Here is a 2,005-nt window from a genome sequence, read left to right as displayed (position 1 = left end):
ATATAATATTTTCAACTAAATTTGAAAAGATCCCCTCCTTTGAGGGAATGCAAAAAATGTTTAAAAAACTACTCATAGCACCTTTTTTGTTTTTGATAAAAGTGTATCAAACATTTATATCGCCACTAACTCCTGCTACTTGTAGATTCCATCCAACGTGTTCACATTACAGTAAAGAAGCTTTACAAAAACATGGATTATTTAAAGGTGGTTGGTTGGCTATAAAGCGTATTTTTAGTTGTCATCCTTGGGGCGGCTCCGGATATGACCCAGTTCCGGAAAAGGAAGACAACTAAAAATGCCTACGCCTCAGCTCACTTGTTCTCTAAAAATGTTCACCCTACATTTTCTTTACACTCCATCGCCATGGGGCGCTTCTGGATACGATCCTGTTCCGGAAAAAGATAATACTAAAAATTTCCCTGAATCAACTCCACACTAACTTTTTGTTTTGTAGGATAAACGGAAGGCCCAAATTGATTAAACACAGCAACACCAGCAGCATCATGTCCATAACCTATAACTACATAACCTCCTTTTGGACCTGTCTGTGTAGCATCAAAGGTATACCAACGTCCGCCAACATAGGCTTCAAACCATGCATGCATGTCCATTGGCTGTAAATTATATAAATAACCTACCACCATGCGCGCGGGAATACTAAGACTGCGGCATAACGCAATACCTAAATGTGCTAAATCACGGCAAACTCCAGATTGCCTTTGATTAACTTCAATGGCAGAAATTGGATAATCACTACTTCCAGGAATATAGCTAATGTTATTGTTCAGCCATGTTTCAATAGCTGCTACTTGGTTGTAACCAGGTAATTGATTTGCTGTAATCTGAGAAGCCAAGTCACTAAATCTATCGGACTCACAATAGCGGCTTGGTAATAAATAACTGAGTACATTATGTGGCAAATTTTGTATTTCTACAAAACAAGCTCCAAAGCCTACATCAACATGTTCAGAAGTTTTAACATCAGCTTTTGTTTGTATAGAAAAATTTCCTACTGGAGCAGTTAATTGCTGACAAAGATTTCCAAAGTCATCAGTAAATTCTACCACCTGAACATTTGGTGTTATTTTAAATTCATCTCGGGCCAACCATTGTTCTGCACCACTTCTAGGACGCAACATTAAAATAAAAGGCGTAGATATTTCTATTTCAAATAATAACTCGCAACCTACTGTCAACCACATATATTAATGTTTAAAACACTTATACGAAATTAGGTGATTCCATGACGATATATGCTATATTTAGATTATTTAAATAAATTCTAGTGTATTTTAACAAATAACAAAAATTGAATGTCAATTTATTGTAATACTAATAATTCAATTAGCTTTTTTATACCACTACTTAAACTTTTGATAATATTTAAAAAAAACTAAAAATAGGCATAAGGAATAGCTTTCAAAATTTCTAAAACAAAATTCCAATCTTTTTAAACCAACAAAATCTGAGTACGTTCAGTTATAAATAAGTAAAAGAAACAAAAAAAGTCCAACGAACGAAATAAACATCTAGCTTGTTGAACTTTTAATATAATTCCTAAAGTATTATAACCTACTTAATAATTCTGCTTTTTTACTTTCAAACTCTTCAACCGATAAAATAGATTTATCCTTTAAGGCTGCTAGTTTTTCTATCTTAATAAAAATATCTTCCTCGAAAGCTGTATTATTTACTCCCATTTTATTAGGCTCTATAGTTTGCTCTACAAAAGCAGGCTGTGGCGAAATATTTACAGCATTATCAACATGCTGTTGTTCTTGCAAAGGTTTAGACACTTCTGGTCCTCCTGAAACAATTGGTAAGGTATCTAAATCTACATTACCATATTGACTTGTAAACGACACAGAATAATTTCCGCCTTGTTGTTGCCCCACTCCGCCTATTTGGTTATCGAGTGTATCAAAAACTGTTACTTTTCCGTTCTGTTGGATAGCTAATCTTCTAATATTATTGAAAATAGCATAACTCGTATTATTTTGAC

3 protein-coding genes are annotated in these 2,005 nt (G+C 33.9%); 1 reads left to right on the top strand and 2 read right to left on the bottom strand.

Annotated elements, in window-relative coordinates:
• Positions 1-56: 56 nt before the first annotated feature.
• On the top strand, positions 57-296 hold the full coding sequence (gene yidD / locus WBN21_RS02650; protein WP_424197753.1) for a membrane protein insertion efficiency factor YidD: 240 nt from the start codon (positions 57-59) through the stop codon (positions 294-296).
• A 114-nt stretch (positions 297-410) separates the two neighbouring features.
• Here yidD and WBN21_RS02645 read toward each other — a convergent pair whose 3' ends face one another.
• On the bottom strand, positions 411-1,205 hold the full coding sequence (locus tag WBN21_RS02645; RefSeq protein WP_424197752.1) for a transglutaminase domain-containing protein: 795 nt from the start codon (positions 1,203-1,205) through the stop codon (positions 411-413).
• Positions 1,206-1,568: 363 nt separating this feature from the next.
• The coding region (locus WBN21_RS02640) for an SHOCT domain-containing protein (RefSeq protein ID WP_424197751.1) at positions 1,569-2,005 on the bottom strand (437 nt) is incomplete at its 5' end.

The sequence above is a fragment of the Algibacter sp. genome (assembly GCF_049667265.1).
GTDB lineage: Bacteria > Bacteroidota > Bacteroidia > Flavobacteriales > Flavobacteriaceae > Algibacter_B.
This window is presented reverse-complemented; position numbering and strand designations above follow the sequence as displayed.